The sequence below is a fragment of the Nocardia sp. genome, from assembly GCF_025465275.1.
Taxonomy (GTDB): Bacteria; Actinomycetota; Actinomycetes; order Mycobacteriales; family Mycobacteriaceae; genus Nocardia.
Genome location: NZ_JAODNK010000091.1, coordinates 1 through 16,291, shown reverse-complemented (window position 1 = coordinate 16,291; position 16,291 = coordinate 1). Strand labels below are relative to the sequence as shown.

Genomic DNA, 16,291 nt, shown 5'->3' with positions numbered 1-16,291 from the left:
GACCGCACTGTACTCAGGACAATTTATTGATTGTCCCAAGCGATGATCTCTACAGTCACCGCTCATGACCACCACCACCCGGGAGCTTCCGGTGCTCGAATTCCTGCGCAGGCATATCGCCGGAACCCTGGCCGAGGGCGAGTGCAGCCAATTCCGTTATCCGACAGCCATTTCGCGCACCCTCGGCATCCGGCTGGCCGAGGTCGAACTCGGCTGCGCGACGGTCGAGATCGAGGTGGATCCGGAGATCCACGGCAATCAGCAGGGCACGGTGCACGGCGGCCTCATCACCGAGCTCGCCGACGCCGCGATCGGGACGGCGCACTCCACAGTCGTCGCCGCCGGAGAGTCGTTCACCAGCATCGAGCTACGCACAGTCTTCCTGCGCCCGGTCTGGCGCGATACCCTGCGCGCGATCGCCCGCCCCACCCATTCCGGGCGCAGCATCACCCATTACACCTGCGATGTAGTGCGGAGCGACGGTAAGCCGGTCGCGACCGTCACCAGCATTGTCACAACGCTGCGGGGTGATCGGTCGCAGGGCCGCTGAGGAATTCCAGGACATGCCCGCCGAACTGCTCCGGGTACTGGAACAGGAAGCCGTGGCCCGCGTGGGGGTAGAGGATGAGCTGGGCGTCGGGCAAATGCTGCGACAACACGAAGGATTCGTAAGACGGGACCATCACATCGTGGGTGCCATTCGCGACGAGGGTCGGCATCGGGATCTTCTCCAGGTGCGGATAGGCAGCGTCATTGCTCTTGTAGCCACCGATCGCGGCGACCTGCGCCTGGACCGACTCGAAGCCGACAACCGAACCCGATTGCGCCAGACGTGAATCGAGGCGGCGCAGGTGAGTGTGGCCGGCGCGGCGGCCGATGCCGTCCTCCGTGAAAAACAGGTATAGAAAGTCCTCATCGTCATTGACGGGCTTGCCGGCGACCTGCCACACCTTCGCCGGAACGGCAGGTGAATCCGGCACCGCTCCGGGTCCGGTTCCGGCGAGCACGAGTCGGCGCACCAGATGAGAGTGGTTCAGTGCCAGCCACTGTGCGACCGTGCCACCCATGGACCAGCCGAGCACGTCCACCTGGGTGTAGCCGAGCGCTTCGATGAATGCCGCCGCCGACCGCGCCATCTCCGGAATGCTGCCGGACACCTTACCGCCCGAGATCCCTACCCCCGCATTGTCGAAGACGATGACCCGGCGCTCGCGGGCGAGCACGTCCAGCAGTGCCGGATCCCAGTGATCAATGGTGCCGCGGAAGCGCTGCGCCAGCACCAGCGGAACACCCCGGTCGGGGCCGAACTGGCGATAGCCGATCGGGACTCCGCTCACATCGACGAATTCGGTCGGGGCAGCTGCAGATACAGACATGTGAATTCCTTTCGGAGTGCTCCGCACGAGCAACTCATTCCTGACTATAGTTAACAATAGTTAGCCTGCCAGCACGACTTCGGCCTGTCAATCCAGCCAAGGGGTTGGCGACTGGGCGCCCCTGATACATAATCACCGTTATGCCAAAACAGGTCGACCTTGTGGAGCAGCGGCGGACGATCGCGGCTGCCGCTGTCGCGGTGATCGACAAGGCCGGGATCGACGGGGCACGGCTGCGCGATGTGGCGGCCGCCGCCAATGTCACCACCGGCGCGGTCACGCACTATTTCGACGGCAAGGACGCGGTGCTGGAAGCGGCATTGGCGGAGGTTGTCCGGCGGATGCTCGAGCGGCCTGCGCCCGCGACCAATGCACCGTTCGACAGCGCGAGCTGCATCGAGCTGTTCTGCGGATACCTTCCGCTCGATGCGCAGGGGCTCGGCGAATGGCGGGTGTGGCTCGCTTTCTGGGGCCGGGCGATGACCGATGAGCGGCTTGCCGCGGTGCATCGCCGCTACTACGAGGAGATCGTCGAGCGCATTACGCACCGGCTTTCGACGATTCCGGGTGCACCCGCGCAGCAGGAATTGGGCATCTACGCAGACTCGGTGCTTTCGGCGATCGACGGCGTCGGCACCCGAGCCACGCTGGAGCCGCAATCATGGCCCGCCGAACGCCAGCGCCGCACGCTGTCGGCGCTACTTCTCCCCCTACTCACCACCCTCGCGAACGGAACCCGGGAAGTCTGACGATGACGCAGCAGAACCTGTCCGCCGATGATGCACTGGCGGACTTCACCATTCGCGAGATCACCCTCGAAAACGTCACCAAGAGGGTGTATGTCGCCGGAGTCGGCCCGGCCGTGATCGTGATGACGGAGATGCCGGGCATCAGCCCGCATGTCGCTCGCTTCAGCCGCTGGGTACGCGATGCCGGATTCACCGTCTACATGCCCTCCCTGTTCGGCAGGGACGGAGCGGTAGCAAGCGCCGAGGAAGGTGCCACGGTGTTCCGAAAGGCCTGCGTCAGTGCCGAATTCCGTGCCTTCGCCGCCGACGAACCCAGTCCCGTCACCAGTTGGTTGCGTGCGCTCGCGCGGCTGGCCCACGAGCAGTGCGGCGGACCAGGAGTCGGCGCGATCGGAATGTGCTTCACCGGCAATTTCGCACTGTCCATGATGCTCGAACCCGCCGTGCTCGCCCCCGTACTTTCCCAGCCGACGCTGCCGATGGATAACCCGGCGGGCCTCGAAAGTCCCCCCGATGAGCTTGCCGCCGTACGCAATCGGCTGGAGCGAGACGATCTCACAGTGCTCGCCTACCGATTCGCGGGCGACAAGTTCTGCCGCGCCCAGCGTTTCGCCGCCTACCAGCAGGCCCTGGGCGACCGATTCATCGGGAAAGTACTTCCCGACCATGCGGCCAATCCCGAAACGGCACCGTTCTTTTCGGTACACGTCGCGAGCCCGCACAGCGTCGTCACCGCCCACCTGATCGATGAGGCAGGCCAGCCCACCATCGCCGCCCGTGATGAAATCCTGGCCTTCTTCCAGCAGCGCTTGACCCCGGATGCCGCGCCGAGGCCCTGATGGCTACGGCAGTATTCCGTTGCGGTTGATCCGGTTCAGAGCCAGGGCGATATGCAAGCGGTTACGGCCGGGTGCCGTATCGGGCCGATAACCTAGAACTGTTGCGAGGCGCGGAATTCGGGCCTGCAATGTGGAGTGGTGGAGGTAGAGCGCTGTCGCCGCCGCGCGCAGGCTGTCATGTTCGGAGAGTGCCGTCAGGGTCGGCAGCGCCCCGGGGATCTGATCCTGCGCAGCTCGAATCGCCAGCACGTCGTCGACCAGTGCCTCTGCTGGTGAGATCCGCTCAGCGATGATGCCCAACCCACCGAGGTCGTCATACCGCAGCCGCGGGGGGCCGTCAGTTCCGGTGAGCCGCAACGCTTGTAGCGCACCCTGCCACGAGCGCGGGAGATCCACGGGCTCGACCGCGGGCCCGAGCCCGATCCGCGCGGACGTCTCGGGCTCGAGGTCGGCGGGCACGATCGCTGCCAGCACTCGGCCCAGTTGCGCACTCCATCTACTGAGGTCCGCGGACTTCGGCGCGACCGAATCCGGCTCGGCGAGAATCGCGACCACCTTGACCATGAGATCCGTGGGCAAGGCAATGCGACGCGCGGCCTGCCGGCGGGCACTCGCCGAGGTATCCGGGCTGAGCAGCGCCTCGACACTGGCCGGATCACGAGCGGGTCCGCGCCCGCGCGTGCGGTCCAGCCCGACCCGGACGCCGACGGCCAGCCGTTCCAGGATGATCGCATCGGTCGGACTCGGATCGGCCTGCCGTTCCAGCCAGACGCGCCCGCCGTCTCCCCCCGCAAGCTCGACCATCGGCCATTCGTCGAGGAAGGCACCGGCTTCGAGCCGGTGCCCGTCAGGATGCATGCGAACCAGCACATGACGATCCGGATCATGCAATCCAGCCGGGCAACCCGCAAGGATCGCCGCAGCGCGGACGAAGGCCTCGAGCCCCGCTCGGCCCTCCACGAGTTTGTCGAAGTAGGCGATCGCCCGCACCGCGCCCTCGGCGGCGGGATCGAGCGATGCGAGCCGTTGGAGTAGTTCTTCCATATCCACTCCTCGCTGCGACGACCGCCGAATCATACCGCCAATCGGCGGTCAGTAGAATCGGAGCACCGCCATATGGCGGTGACCGAGCGGTGTCATCCGCGGGAAGCTGGATGAACCATCCGACAGGAGACACCGCAGATGACCACTCGCCCGCCGTTCGATCCAGAGCTGGAAGCCATCCTCGCTTCCTACCCGCTGGAAATGCGGGAGCTCGGCTGGACAGCGCCACGCGCACTGGCCGAGTACCGAAAGATGAACTCCAGCACCGCGAATCCGGAGGAGCTGCGGCGTCATGGCGCGGTACAGATCGAGCAGCGCACGATCGCGGGCGCCGACGGCGGGCCGGAGTTGCCCGTAGTCATCATGCGCCCGACTCGCGGACCCGGCCCGTGGCCGTGCGTCTATCACACGCACGGCGGCGGAATGATCGCCGGCGACGAGTGGGAGCTCGCCGATACCCTGGCCCGCTGGGTCGATGAGCTCGGCATCGTCGCGATCTCGGTCGGCTATCGCCTGGCCCCGGAACATCCGTTCCCCGCCTCGGTCGAGGACTGCTATGCCGGCTTGCTCTGGGTCGCAGCGCAAGCCGAGGAACTGGAGATCGACGCCGAACGGCTGATCATTTTCGGCAGCAGCGGAGGCGGCGGGCTGGCCGCCGCGACCGCACTGCTGGCGCGCGACCGGGTCGGTCCGGCGCTCTCCCACCAAATCCTCTGGTGCCCAATGCTCGACGACCGCGGCCGTACACCCTCCAGTCAGGAACTCGATCGCGAGGGCTTCTGGGATCGCACTGCCAACACAGAGGCGTGGGCAATGTACTTGGGCGAGACACCCGGCGGCCCCGATGTGTCGCCCTATGCGGCCCCCGCGCGCGCGACCGAATTATCCGGCCTGCCACCGACTTTCCTCGATGTCGGACAGGTCGAGACCTTCCGCGACGAGGTGCTGGACTATGCCGCACGCCTATCGCAAGCCGGAGTACCCGTCGAGCTGCACCTCTGGCCGGGCGCATGGCACGGATTCTCCATTGCCGCACCACAAGCCGCGCTCTCACAGCTCGCCGATGCCGCACGAACCGCCTATCTGCAACGCGTGCTGAGCTAGGCCCCCGAGAGTCCGTCAGCGTCCGGGCAGGGCGCCGAGCGATTGGGAGCGGCGCTCGACGAGTTCGGCATAAGTGCCGTCACGCTCTGCCCACCGATGCATAAGAACGCCGTTGACCAGGATCTCGTTCGACGTCGGGTTCACGCTGAGGAGTTCGATGACCTCATCGAGGAAGCCATCCAGTGGCAGCGCGGCGGGGTTGACCTTCTCCTGGCCCGCCGTCGCGACAGCCGGCGGAATAAGCTCGGTGACCTCGACGCCCGTACCCGCGAGCTGCGCCCGAAGCGATTCGGTATACGCGTGCACTCCTGCCTTCGACGCGGCGTAGGTGGGCATGAGCGGGAACGGAAGGAAGGCAATGCCGGAAGTAACCGTGATGATGGTGCCGCCACCGCGCTCGATCAGGTGCGGGGTGAAGGCATCGATCACCCGGATGGTTCCGAGGAGGTTGATCGCGATGGTGGTCTCCGCCTGGGTGATGTGGGCGGGGTCGCGCAGGTCCTCGACGAGCATGACGCCCGACATCGTCACCACGACATCGAGACCGGGGTGTCTCGCGAGCACCTCGTCGCGGGCACGAACGATGGAGTCGGGGTCGGCAACGTCGATCTCGACGGTCTCGACGGTCTCGAGATCATCCACCCTGCCCGTATTGCGCCCTCCGACAATGACCGTGCTGCCCGCCGCGACGAAGAGTCGTGCCAGTCCGAGCCCGATGCCGGAGGTGCCTCCGACGATCAGGACGGTACGTCCGCTGATGTCCATGTCTGTCTGCTTCCTGTCCGATGACGGATACATCAGAATGGTCACGCCGAACGGCCCGGTCAGGAAGGGAGCGACAGTCCCCCTCTCGATCACGGACCCGCAGTCAGCCGCGCCGAACCGGCAAGCGCATGAATGTGTGCCGCCCGAACAGTGCGGGCAGCCAGCGCCGCACCGGCTGCTCGAAGACCAGCCTCAGTTTTCGGAGCAGAACATGCGGCGGCAGGCGCCACTTCGACATGCGCTGGAAGCCGTGGCGGGCGAAGTAGACCGGCTTCGCGGTCGCGAGCCAGACCGAAGTCGCCCCCACCCCATCGGCCAAACACGCCCGCATGAGCATCGTGCCGACACCGCGGCCGTGCGCGACCGGGTCGACCGCAACCGCCAGGATTTCCGCATAGGCCCACCGGTGGTGGTGCAGCGCAGCACAACCCACCAATTGACCAGCGTCCATCACGACCACAAAGTCGTCGAGGTCGCGGCGGATCCGGCCCGTGGACTGCTGGAACAATGACGTGTCGGCTGCATTCGCGACGAGCACTCGGTGGATCGCCTCGACATCGGTTTGCACCGCCCTTCGCACGGTGAACTGTTCGAACTGGGTCGCCACCTGTCGAATTCAACCATCCGCGCAGGCGCTACTTACACAAGTTGCGTTGCAGTACTAGGGCGTTGGAGATTTGGGTGGGGTTAGGCGGTGGTGGAAGAAGGTGAGGATTTCGTCTCGGGCGGCGACGGTGGGTTGGCCTGCTTCGTCTATGAGGTGGGCGGTGACGACGCTGTGGGGGGTGGTTACGTGGGTGGTGAAGAAGGGGGCGGTGTCGGGGTTGGCTGCGGTGTCGGGGAGGACGCGGGGGAGGAAGCGGTCGCCTAGGGCTTGTTCGTAGGCGGCGAAACGTTCGGCGCGGCAGAACTTGTCGCCGGCGAAGCGGTAGGCGAGGACGGTTAGGTCGTCTCGGTCCAGGCGGGTGCGGACGGCTTTGAGCTCGTCGGGGGAGATGTGCAGGCCGGCGGGGTTGTCCAGGGGGAGGGTGGGCTGGGAGAGGACGGGGGCGAGCATGGCGGGTTCCAGCATCATGGTGAGGGCGAAATTGCCGGTGAAGCACATGCCGATGGCGCCGACGCCGGGGCCGCCGGACTCCTGATGCGCCAGGCGGGCGAGGGCGCGGAGCCAGGTGGTGACGGGGCTGGATTCGTCGGCGGCGAAAGCGCGGAATTCGGCGCTGACGCAGGCTTTTCGGAATACTTGGGCGCCTTCGTCGGCGGTGGCGACCACGCCGTCGCGGCCGAAGAGGGAGGGCATGTAGACGGTGAAACCGGCGTCGCGGACCCAGCGGCTGAAACGTGCGACGTGCGGGCTGATGCCGGGCATCTCGGTCATGACGATCACGGCGGGGCCCGATCCGGCGAGATAGACCTTCTTGGTGACGTTTTCGAGGGTGATGTCGCGAATGGTGAAGTCCGCCAGTGCGTCATCGGCGGACATGTCCTGCTGTGTCATTGGTCAGAATTCCTCGGATCCATCAGCGAAGGCGGTGAGCATGGGCAGTAAGAGCATCGAGAGGGCCTTGCGCTGGCGGTCCGCCGGCCACGAATCCGACTCCAGCACAGCGCGACTGCCGACGCCGTCGATGGCGGCGAGTACCGAGTCCGCGCAGGTGGTCAACGCGATGCGCGAGGCCGGAGTTGCCGTTCGGATTGTGGAGAGACGACCGGAGATGCGGTCGATGATGTCGGCGTAGTAGCGGCGGTGCACCGCGCGCAGCCGCTCATCGGTCATTGCCCGGCCCCAGAAGGCAAGCCACACACGCCATTCGCCGAGACCGTCGGCATCGAGGGGTAGGTAAATGCTGAAGAGGTCGATGCAGCCGCGAACGTCGATCGGTGTGGTGGCCGACGGCGCGGGCCGGTCCAGGACCCGTCGGACGACCTCTTCCAGGGCTGCTTCCAGTACGGCGTCCTTGCCGTCGAAATAGTGGGTGACCGCGCCGGTGGTGACATTGGCGGCGGCGGCGACATCGCGCAGGCGGGCCCCGTCGATGCCTGCGGAACCGATCACCGCGACCGCTGCGGCCGCGATCATTCGGCGTTGCTCCGCCACCTCGACCTGTTTTGGCATAACGGCGATTATGTCTCGAGCCCGGGTAGTTGCCAAGACCACATTGGCGTCCCGGGCGTCGGGTGCGATCGAAACACCGGGCCCTGCACGGAATTCCACGTCGGAGGACTGGGTTTCGCGGCCGTCCTCGTCGACCAGCGCCAGGCGGAGGATCTTGCCGGTGGCGGAATCGGTCGCGATCACGGGAGGCCGATCCGGGTCGTTCACCTGCGAGTCGCCCCAATGCATCAAAGCGATGAGCAGGGGGATCAGCTCGTTGCCGGCTGCGGTCAGGTGATAGCTGTCCCGGGCGCGACGCCCGGGCTCGCGATACGGGCGCTTCTCCAGAATTCCGGCGTGCACCAGCTTGCGCAGGCGATCGGTGAGCACGTCGGGTGGTAAGCCGAGCCGTTCGGCGAAGTCGGAGAAGCGGGTTGCGCCCCGGGAGGCATCGCGCACGACCAGGAGCGTCCACCGCTCGCCGAGCAGGTCCAGGGCTCCGGCGATCGAGCAGGGCGGCGTCGGGGAGGTGCGCTCGACGGCCATGGGCGAATCCTACTCAGCTGGATTGACAATTCAAAGCCAGCCTGACACGCTGACTATCGCTCAGTATAGTCAAATAGGGAGATCGCATGTCGACATCTGTATCCGCCGCAGCCCCAACCGAATTCATCGACGTGCACGGGGCCTCGATCGCCTATCGCCGCTTCGGGCCCGATTCGGGTGTTCCGCTGGTACTCACGCAGCGCTTCCGCGGCACCATGGACCACTGGGACCCGGCCCTGCTGGACGTGCTCGCCAGCGAGCGGCGCGTCATCGTCTTCGACAATGCCGGGGTTGGTGCCTCCGAGGGGGAGACCCCCGGCAGCATTCCGCAGATGGCGCAAACCGCCGCCGCCTTGATCGAAGAGCTCGGTTACGCCGAGGTCGACCTACTCGGCTGGTCGATGGGCGGAACAGTCGCACAGTGGTTGTCGCTCAACCACTCTCACCTGGTGCGGCGACTCGTCCTCGCCGGTACGGGACCGGGAGCGGTACCGGATTCGCCCGCCGTCCCGGCGAAGGTCTGGCAGGTCGCGGGAAAGCCCGTCAATGACGACGAGGATTTCCTCTACCTGTTCTTCACCGAAGACGGCATCGGCCGCAGCGCCGGCCTCACGCATCTGCGCCGCCTCGATGCGCGCCTGGAGCAATCGGGTTCGGTCGTCAGCCCGCAGGCGGTCCAGGCGCAGGTCGCCGCGATCGGTGGATACAAGACGGCCGATGCCGCGTACCCGCACCTGGGCAAGATCACCGTGCCGACATTCGTGGCCAACGGCGCGCACGATGTGATGGTCCCGTCGTACGAGTCCTTCGTCCTGTCCCAGCGGCTGCCCGAAGCCGGGCTCATTCTGTATCCGCAAGCGGGGCACGGCTTTCTGTTCCAGTACCCCGAGCAGTTCGGGCAGCACGTCCTGGAATTCCTCGACACTCGTGCGACCGTTCAGCTCGTAGCGCGCTGACAACGCTGTCGATCGCGGCATGTGGCAGGTCTGCCGTAGCGGAGACACGTATGATGTACCCGCCACGGCGACAAGGAGTTTCGCGTTGAGGATTCGTTATCCCGCCATAGCGGCGCTCCTGTTCGGCACGGTCATCGCGTTGATCACCGCGTTCGCGGCCCCGCCCGCATCGGCCGAATCGGACACCACCTGGCTGTGTCAGCCGGGTCAGGCCAACGATCCCTGCGGCGGACGCTCGGGCGCGCCGATCGACTGTTTCTACGTGTACCCAACGGCTTCGCTGCAACAGTCGACGAACACGAACTTCGATGCCTCACTGGAACTGCGGGAGGTTGCTCGCGCACAGACAGAACCCTTCGGCGCGAACTGCAATGTGTGGGCGCCGGTGTACCGGCAGGTGACGCTGAACGCACTGTTCAACCCGCCCGCTGGAGGTGTCGCCGCCGCACGGGATCTCGCGTACCAGGATGTCGAACGCGCGTGGGACGACTACCTCGCCAACCACAATGGCGGCCGCGGCGTCGTCCTCATCGGCCACTCGCAGGGCAGCCGTATGCTGCGGACCCTGATCCGCAACCGCATCGACGGGAAACCGGTGCAGTCCCAACTGGTTTCGGCCCTCCTGATCGGTGGCGACGTCCTGGTCCCCAAGGGCGCGAAGGTCGGCGGCGATTTCACCTCCATCCCGGCCTGCACCGACCCGGCCCAGACCGGTTGCGTCGTCGCGTACTCGTCCTTCACCCGAACCCCGCCCTCGAACACGCGCTTCGGTCTCCCACCCCAGGTGCCCGACACCTCGGAAATTCGCGGCACTCTCCCGTTCGGCCCCGACTACGAAGTCCTCTGCACCAATCCGGCATCGCTGCGCGACAACGCCAGTGCCCCGATCCACTCCATCGTCGCGGGCCGTCAACTGAACGGCCTCAACGCCCAGTGCACCGACGGCGATGAACCGCACGTCCTCCTGGTCGACGGGCCTGGCGCGGCACTCTTGCCAGCCGTTCCGGACGCAACCTGGGGAACGCATCTGCTCGACATCAACCTCGCGCAGCATGACCTGCTGGACTTGGTCGCCACCCAGACCACTGCCTACCAGCACCACTGACCTCGCCTCCACGGGCTCGTGTGATCGGGCCGCGCGAGAACCGGCCTGAGCGGTCAAAATCCGAGCCTGGAAGGCAAATTCCACCCTCTCGCGAGGATTTTTGACCGCGTAGGCCGGTTGTTCGGCTACCTCGACGGCATTGAACGTCGGCGATACCTCCGGTTTTGGCTTCGACGACGACGGCGGCCGCCCATCGCAGGGCTTCGACCGGCTCGAGGTCGGCGACACGGTGGCCGGGGACTGGCTGCGGGCGTGGGGATCGGGAAAGGTGGGCGTAGTTGATCTTCGGGGTATACGGGAGGAACGCTATGACCGAACCGATACCGGCGGCGCCCGCGATTCCGCTGCGGCGGCGCGGGCCGATGCTGGGGCTGCTGGTGATTCCGGGGGTGCTGTACTGCCTGGCGCCGGTGATCGCCGACCGGATCGAGCCGCGGATCTTCGGTATCCCCTTCCTGATCTTCTACCTGCTGGCGGTGACGGCATTGACCGGACCGCTGGTGGCGCTGGTCGCGCGGTTCGATCCGGCGTACCGGGCGGGTGCGGAGGAATTCGTGCCCGCTGATGAGAATGACGGTGTGCGGGAGGATCTTTCGTGACGGGGCGCGCGGTGGTGGCGGTTTCGCTGTTCGCGGTGGCGATGCTTGCGACGGTGGTGGTCGGCGTGCTGTCCGGGCGCGGGCGGGAACGGTCGATGGCGGAGTGGTCCGTTTCCGGGCGCGGGCTGGGGACCTTGTTCGTACTGCTGCTCATGGCGGGGGAGACGTATACGAGCTTCTCGTTTCTGGGCGCGGCCGGGTGGTCGTACCGGTATGGGATACCGATCTTCTATCTGATCGCGTACCTCAGCACCGGACTGGTCGTCGCCTACTTCGTGGCGCCGCTGATCTGGACCTACTGTGCGCGGCACAAACTGCTGTCGATCGCCGATATTGCCGAGCATCGGTTCGGGTCGCGGCGGTTGGGTGTGGCGGTCGCGGTGATCTGCACGATCTTCCTGGTTCCCTACGTGCAGTTGCAGATTCAAGGCATGGGCGTGGTGGTGCACGCCATGTCCTATGGCGCAGTCGATTTGAAGGTCGCCGCCGTGGTGTCGTTCGTGGTGGCCGAGACCTTCGTGTTGGCGTCCGGATTGCGTGGTTCGGCGTGGGTGAGTGTGCTCAAGGACGGGCTTGCGGTGCTGTCTGTGTTGTTCCTCGCGATCTATGTGCCGTGGCACTACTTCGACGGGCCGGGTGAGTTGCTCGATCGCCTCGTTGCCGAAAAGCCCGAGTGGCTGACGTTCCCGGGCGCCGGCGGCGGCACCTTCGGTGCGGCCTGGTTCGTGTCGACCATCGTGCTGAATGCCGCGACCATATGCATCTTCCCCACGACGGTAGCCGGATATCTCTCAGCCGCGAATCCCACAGCGCTGCGCCGGAATTCGATGCTGCTGCCCTGGTATCAGTTGCTGCTGGTGATTCCGATTTTCATCGGCGCGGCCGCGTTGTTCGTGGTGCCCAAGCTGGCGAATCCTGATCTGGCGCTGTTCGATTTGGTCACCGATTCGCTGCCGCCCGCGGTGGTGGCGGTGATCGGCATCGCCGGGGCGTTGTCGGCCATCGTACCGATGAGCGTATTCCTGGTATCCATCGGAACCCTCTGGGGCAGAACAATTCTCGGCGGGGGTCTGCAAGGTGGCCGGTCGCCCGCGGACGGCGGACGCGGGCGCTCCCAGCTGGTCTGCTTCATCGTCGGAGCCATCGCGCTGGCGGGGGCCCTGATCTATCCCAAGGCGCTGGTCAACCTGTCGGTGGTGTCCTACGAGGGCGTCGCCCAACTGGTTCCCGCGGTGCTGCTCGGGCTGTATTGGCGGCGGCTCTCGACCCGCGGAGTTACCGCAGGACTCATCGTCGGCACCGCTGTCGTACTGCTCCTGCACGCTCTCGGCCGTGATCCACTGTTCGGGATCAATGGCGGGCTGATCGCGCTGCTCGCGAATATCACTGTGGCCGTGCTCATTTCACTGAGCGGGCCGGACAAGTCTGTGATCGGGAAGCACGAGCGCCCAGCCAAGGCGCTCCAGCTCGGAAGCTGAGGTCTCCGGCCCAGCCGCTGAGAGATGCTCGACGATGAGCTCGATCGCCGCCGCCGCGCCCAGCGGAATGGGCTCGCCAACACCGCCGCTGAGGCAAGATGCCTGGCATGAAGGTAATCCTCTTCGGCGCGACCGGCATGATCGGGCAGGGGGTGCTCAACGAGTGTCTCCGGGACGCGCGGGTCGAGCAGGTCCTCGCCGTCGGACTCAGCTCGCTGGGCATCGAGAACCCCCAACTGCGCGAGCTGGTCCAGCCCGATCCGACCGATCTCTCCGCGATCGCCGGTGAACTGCCCGAGTTCGACGCCTGCTTCTTCTGCCTCGGCGTCTCCTCCGTCGGCATGAAAGAGGAGGACTACCGCCGGATCACCTACGATCTGGCGTTGCGGGTCGGTCGCACGCTGGCGGCCGCGAACCCGAAGCTGACGTTCATCTATGTCTCCGGGCAGGGCACCGACAGCACCGAGCAGGGCCGCTCGATGTGGGGGCGGGTGAAGGGCAAGACCGAGAACGATCTGCTCGCACTTCCCTTCCAGGCGTACATGTTCCGGCCCGGATTCGTCCAGCCGATGGACGGCGTGGTTTCCAAGACCCGGCTCTATCGTGCCGCGTATGCGATCACGGGGCCACTGATCCCGCTGTTCAAGCGGCTGGCGCCGAACGCGGTCAACGACAATCGGGAGATCGGCCGCGCCATGATCGCGGTCGCTGCCAACGGATCGGAAACCCGCGTGCTCACACCCCGCGAGATCAACGCGCGCGCCCAAGGCCCTGTCTCCCGATGAGGTGAATCCACTGGCGGCGACAACGTTTACAGTCGCCGAACGCGCAGCACGCAGGTCAGCATCGGAAGGGTGAACTCGCCGCTGGCAGTCTCGGGTCGACTCGCCAGGAAACCGCGAATCCGACCCAGCGTGGCCTCTTGTTCCCGTTCCGACATGACCAGCATCCCGGCCCGCGTCGCGAGTGTCGCGACGAGCGAGTCGGCGGTGCGCCGCTGCCCGTGCGGGAACTCGGCCTGCTCCGGCGAGCCGAACCGAACGGCCTCACCGGTCTTCGGCAGATGCATCTCGGCCGTCGCAGCACGCCAACTGGCGGGCGTGTCCCGCGGGCCGATAACCGCACTCCCACTGACCCGCGCGAGCCCGGCAACCCAGTCGACGCGGTCATCCATAACGTTCCACAGACCAGCGAGAACGCCGGCGGGTGCGAGAACCCTTGCTATCTCGGCTCCCGCGACGCTCATGTCGAACCAGTGCATGGCATTACCTGCCACCACGGCATCGACCGACGCATCCGGCAACGGTATCGCCTCGGCGCTACCCGCCAGGGCACGAACCCCCGGCAATGCACGGCGCAACTCGCTCAACATCGCCGAATCAGGCTCGACCGCAACAACTTCGACATCCGTCGCGAGCACCGTGGCAGTCAGCTTTCCAGTTCCTGCCCCGAGATCGAGCACTCGCGCCCCGGACGCGCCCTCGAGCGCCCACCGCACCGCATCCCGCGCATAATCCGGGCGATGCTCGGCGTACGCCGCCGCCGCGGTACCGAACGACGATCCAAGAACTATCCGGTCATCCTGGTCCACCCAATCACCCTACCTACCCGTGATATCGAGTACGTCCGATACAAATTCACCGCCCCCTCGACGCCTGCTGGAATGCGTTTACCGCAGCCACCTCCATTGCCGGGCAGCGGAAACCCGGTTGCAGACCCCAGTTCTGCCCAACACACTGCTCGTGTGAACGATAAGACCTCGGCGGACGAACTCGTCCTTGCCGAGAGGATCGGGGAATGGCGATGGATGGGCACGAGACACTGACTTTGTGGCGGCCGACCGGGCCGGAAGAGTTGGCGCTGGTCGAGGAATCGGGGTGGACGGCGTGGCCGGCGCGGTTGCCCGATCAGCCGATCTTCTACCCGGTGCTGAACGAGGACTACGCGATACGGATCGCGCGGGACTGGAATGTTCCGGCGTCCGGCGTCGGCTATGTGACTCGGTTCGAGGTCGAAGCCGACTTCGCGGCTAGGTATCCAATCCAGCAGGCAGGCGGCCGCACGATCCTCGAGCTGTGGGTGCCCGCGGAGGAACTCGAGGAGTTCAACCGCCACATCGTGGGCAAAATCGAAGTGGTTCAGGAGTTCCGGTAGGCCAACTCCAGCTCCAGGATCGGCGAGGGGGCCTATTGTCCGCATCCTGGCGGGTTATGTCCCCGAGGCGGTGTGGGACTCCGGCCTAGGTTCGGGGTATCGAACCTGGATTGGAGCTTGTTCAATGCCTTTTGCGCGCATCACCATTGCCGATATGGATGTCCCCTCTGAGGTGCAGGCTGACCTTGCCGCCGACATCACCGGACTTCTCGAGCGGGACTTGCTGAAGGAGCCGGAGGTTACCGTTGTTCAGGTGAATTTGACTCCGGCGGATCGGTGGTTTGTTCAGGCGGTTCGCCCTGTGGAGGCCACCGGTGTGCATTTGGAAGTGAGTATCACGCTGGGCACCAATACCGCTCAGGAGAAGGCCGCGTTCATTGAACACGCCTATGCCGCGCTGGCGAAGCGGCTCGGCGCGCTGCCCGGCGCGGCATATGTCGCGCTCTATGAGCTCGATGGCGAGAGCTACGGGTACAACGGCGTGACCCAGCTGGCACGGCGTCGCCTGGATCCTGCCGAAAAGGATTGAGCGGCAGCACCTTGGAGAGGCTCGCGGGTCTCGAGCCCCTGCACGCGGGGTCAGGGGTTCGGTGCACCGGCCGGGGGGAGTTGGGGGAGGGGGAGGGTGTAGAGCCAGGTGTCCCAGAGGTCGCGGAGTGCTGTTGCGGTGTAATGCCCTGCGAGGTCGGTGAATTCGTCGGTGGTTACCGAGGTGTACCGGTAGCGGGTGGTCCATTCGCGCAGGAGGTTGAAGAATTTGGCGTCGCCCAGGTGCAAACGGAGGGCGTGCAGGGCGACCGCGCCGCGTTTGTAGACGCGGTCGTCGAACATGCGGGTGGGGCCGGGGTCGCCGATGAGGATGTCCTGCGGATGGCGCGAGAGCATGTGGTGGGCGGCGCGGGCGAGGTGGTCGGCGGTTTGGCCGCCGGCGGCCTCGGACCAGATCCATTCGGCGTAGCAGGCGAAACCCTCGTGTAGCCAGATGTCGCGCCACTGGCGCAGGGTGAGGCTGTTGCCGAACCACTGGTGTGCGAGTTCGTGTGCGACAAGGCGTTCCGAGCCGCGGCGGCCGTCGCAGTGGTTGGCGCCGAAGACCGAGATGCCCTGGGCCTCGATGGGGATTTCCAGCTCGTCATCGGTGACGACGACGGTGTAGCCGTCGAACGGGTACGGCCCGAACTTCTCGATGAAGACCTCCATCATCTGCGGTTGCCGCGCGAAGTCATGATCGAACGCGGCCCGCAGGCGAACGGGAACCACGGCCTGCATGGGCACGGTGCCGCGCGGAGCGTCGATCCGATGCTTGCGGTACGGGCCGATCTGCACGGTGGCCAGGTAGGTGGCCATCGGTTCGGGCTGCTCGTACACCCAGGTGGTCTGACTCGCCTTGGTCACCTTGCGCATGAGCGTGCCATTGGCCAGCGCGTAGTACGGCGTATCGGTGGTGATCGAAATCCGGTAGCTGGCTTTGGAACTCGGGT

19 protein-coding genes are annotated in these 16,291 nt (G+C 65.9%); 11 read left to right on the top strand and 8 right to left on the bottom strand.

The window, feature by feature from the left end; translation table 11 throughout:
• The first annotated feature begins 64 nt into the window (after positions 1-64).
• On the top strand, positions 65-550 hold the full coding sequence (locus tag JWN03_RS21745; RefSeq protein ID WP_297617980.1) for a PaaI family thioesterase: 486 nt from the start codon (positions 65-67) through the stop codon (positions 548-550).
• Here the strand turns inward: JWN03_RS21745 and JWN03_RS21740 are convergent.
• Complete coding sequence (locus tag JWN03_RS21740) at positions 513-1,376, bottom strand: alpha/beta fold hydrolase (RefSeq protein ID WP_297617979.1); 864 nt, start codon at positions 1,374-1,376, stop codon at positions 513-515. The genes JWN03_RS21745 and JWN03_RS21740 overlap by 38 nt on opposite strands.
• A gap of 140 nt (positions 1,377-1,516) precedes the next feature.
• On the opposite strand from JWN03_RS21740, the gene JWN03_RS21735 reads away from it, so the two are divergent.
• Both JWN03_RS21735 and JWN03_RS21730 read left to right on the top strand, forming a co-directional pair.
• Entirely contained in the window at positions 1,517-2,125 is a 609-nt protein-coding gene (locus tag JWN03_RS21735; RefSeq protein WP_297617977.1) for a TetR/AcrR family transcriptional regulator, read from the top strand.
• A 2-nt stretch (positions 2,126-2,127) separates the two neighbouring features.
• Positions 2,128-2,964, top strand: coding sequence for a dienelactone hydrolase family protein (locus JWN03_RS21730; protein ID WP_297617975.1), 837 nt, complete (start codon positions 2,128-2,130; stop codon positions 2,962-2,964).
• A gap of 3 nt (positions 2,965-2,967) precedes the next feature.
• Here JWN03_RS21730 and JWN03_RS21725 read toward each other — a convergent pair whose 3' ends face one another.
• Complete coding sequence (locus JWN03_RS21725; RefSeq protein ID WP_297617969.1) at positions 2,968-4,008, bottom strand: helix-turn-helix domain-containing protein; 1,041 nt, start codon at positions 4,006-4,008, stop codon at positions 2,968-2,970.
• Between the two features lie 138 nt (positions 4,009-4,146).
• On the opposite strand from JWN03_RS21725, the gene JWN03_RS21720 reads away from it, so the two are divergent.
• Positions 4,147-5,112: an alpha/beta hydrolase gene (locus JWN03_RS21720; protein ID WP_297617966.1), complete on the top strand. Its 966-nt coding sequence runs from the start codon at positions 4,147-4,149 to the stop codon at positions 5,110-5,112.
• 15 nt (positions 5,113-5,127) lie between these two features.
• Here the strand turns inward: JWN03_RS21720 and JWN03_RS21715 are convergent, their stop codons facing one another.
• From JWN03_RS21715 to JWN03_RS21700, 4 genes are all read right to left on the bottom strand, one after another.
• On the bottom strand, positions 5,128-5,877 hold the full coding sequence (locus JWN03_RS21715) for an SDR family oxidoreductase (RefSeq protein ID WP_297617963.1): 750 nt from the start codon (positions 5,875-5,877) through the stop codon (positions 5,128-5,130).
• A gap of 103 nt (positions 5,878-5,980) precedes the next feature.
• Entirely contained in the window at positions 5,981-6,484 is a 504-nt protein-coding gene (locus JWN03_RS21710; protein WP_297617960.1) for a GNAT family N-acetyltransferase, read from the bottom strand.
• A 54-nt stretch (positions 6,485-6,538) separates the two neighbouring features.
• Complete coding sequence (locus tag JWN03_RS21705) at positions 6,539-7,375, bottom strand: dienelactone hydrolase family protein (RefSeq protein WP_297617958.1); 837 nt, start codon at positions 7,373-7,375, stop codon at positions 6,539-6,541.
• Positions 7,376-7,378: 3 nt separating this feature from the next.
• A complete protein-coding gene (locus JWN03_RS21700) occupies positions 7,379-8,518 on the bottom strand; it encodes a winged helix-turn-helix transcriptional regulator (protein ID WP_297617956.1) in 1,140 nt (379 codons plus the stop codon).
• An 86-nt stretch (positions 8,519-8,604) separates the two neighbouring features.
• Here JWN03_RS21700 and JWN03_RS21695 point away from each other — a divergent pair, with 86 nt between their 5' ends.
• From JWN03_RS21695 to JWN03_RS21675, 5 genes are all read left to right on the top strand, one after another.
• Positions 8,605-9,474, top strand: a complete 870-nt coding sequence (locus JWN03_RS21695; RefSeq protein ID WP_297617953.1) for an alpha/beta fold hydrolase — start codon at positions 8,605-8,607, stop codon at positions 9,472-9,474.
• 85 nt (positions 9,475-9,559) lie between these two features.
• Entirely contained in the window at positions 9,560-10,579 is a 1,020-nt protein-coding gene (locus JWN03_RS21690; protein WP_297617950.1) for a DUF3089 domain-containing protein, read from the top strand.
• Between the two features lie 308 nt (positions 10,580-10,887).
• Positions 10,888-11,178: a DUF3311 domain-containing protein gene (locus JWN03_RS21685; protein WP_297617947.1), complete on the top strand. Its 291-nt coding sequence runs from the start codon at positions 10,888-10,890 to the stop codon at positions 11,176-11,178.
• Positions 11,175-12,656 (top strand): sodium:solute symporter family protein, encoded by a 1,482-nt coding sequence (locus JWN03_RS21680; protein ID WP_297617944.1) that lies wholly within the window; start codon positions 11,175-11,177, stop codon positions 12,654-12,656. The genes JWN03_RS21685 and JWN03_RS21680 overlap by 4 nt, the downstream gene beginning before the upstream one ends.
• Before the next feature lie 107 nt (positions 12,657-12,763).
• The gene (locus JWN03_RS21675) at positions 12,764-13,441 is read left to right on the top strand and encodes an epimerase (protein ID WP_297617942.1); all 678 of its coding nucleotides are present in this window, start codon (positions 12,764-12,766) and stop codon (positions 13,439-13,441) included.
• A gap of 26 nt (positions 13,442-13,467) precedes the next feature.
• Here JWN03_RS21675 and JWN03_RS21670 read toward each other — a convergent pair whose 3' ends face one another.
• Positions 13,468-14,247 carry a class I SAM-dependent methyltransferase gene (locus JWN03_RS21670; RefSeq protein WP_297617939.1) on the bottom strand — a complete coding sequence of 260 codons (780 nt, stop codon included), beginning with the start codon at positions 14,245-14,247 and terminating at the stop codon, positions 13,468-13,470.
• A gap of 206 nt (positions 14,248-14,453) precedes the next feature.
• Between JWN03_RS21670 and JWN03_RS21665 the strand changes: the two genes are divergently transcribed.
• Together JWN03_RS21665 and JWN03_RS21660 are read left to right on the top strand one after the other, a co-directional pair.
• Positions 14,454-14,810, top strand: a complete 357-nt coding sequence (locus JWN03_RS21665; RefSeq protein ID WP_297617936.1) for an ADP-ribosylation/crystallin J1 — start codon at positions 14,454-14,456, stop codon at positions 14,808-14,810.
• Positions 14,811-14,934: 124 nt separating this feature from the next.
• Positions 14,935-15,339 (top strand): tautomerase family protein, encoded by a 405-nt coding sequence (locus JWN03_RS21660; RefSeq protein ID WP_297617933.1) that lies wholly within the window; start codon positions 14,935-14,937, stop codon positions 15,337-15,339.
• A 50-nt stretch (positions 15,340-15,389) separates the two neighbouring features.
• On the opposite strand, the gene JWN03_RS21655 is transcribed toward JWN03_RS21660, so the two are convergent.
• On the bottom strand, positions 15,390-16,291 hold a 902-nt coding region (locus JWN03_RS21655; protein WP_297617930.1), incomplete at its 5' end, for a M1 family metallopeptidase.